This window comes from Streptomyces rugosispiralis (assembly GCF_024505145.1).
Taxonomy (GTDB): Bacteria; Actinomycetota; Actinomycetes; order Streptomycetales; family Streptomycetaceae; genus Streptomyces; species Streptomyces rugosispiralis.
Map to the genome: position 1 here is coordinate 1 of NZ_JANIAA010000213.1, position 587 is coordinate 587.

The following is a 587-nucleotide window of genomic DNA, read 5'->3' on the forward strand; positions in this document are numbered from 1 at the left end:
CTGGTGGATCTCGAGGCGTTGAGCCAGGGTGAAAGCCTCTTGTGGTGCGAACGCCTCGTACAGTGAGGCGATGCCGTGGGTGTTGAGGTTGTTCGATCACCAGCACCACGGTCTCGGCATCGGGATAGTCCACGCTCAGTAACTGCCTGACCTGGCCGGCCCAGTCGGTCCGGGTCCGCTGGGGCAGTGCCTGAACGCGACGCCACCCGCGTAAGGGTTCGACCCACACGAAGATGGAGCTCGTGCCGCGGCGGATGTACTCGCTGTCCTGGCAGGCGTCATGACCCGGGCGGGCCGGGAGCGGGCTGCGGGCGTGGTCGAGGAGCTGGTAGGGCTTCTCGTCCATGCATACCACCGGACGTGCCGGGTCGTAAGGCCGGGCATGGACGGCCAGTACGTCTTCCATCCGGGCCGCGAACTCCGCGTTCGCTCGTGGCGGGATGGTCCAGCACTTCTTCAGGTGAGGGCGCAGTTCCGTTTTTTTTAAGATCCGCCCGATGGTGGAGTGGTCCAGGTCGGGGATGTCCTCGACCAGCGCGACGTGCTTCTCCAGCAGCCGCAGCGACCACCGGGCATGGCCCTGGGGC

At 66.1% G+C, this 587-nt stretch carries 1 pseudogene; it reads right to left on the reverse strand.

Features of this window, described 5'->3' with window-relative positions:
* Positions 1-587: pseudogene (locus NP777_RS47115) on the reverse strand (hypothetical protein); the annotation flags it as partial.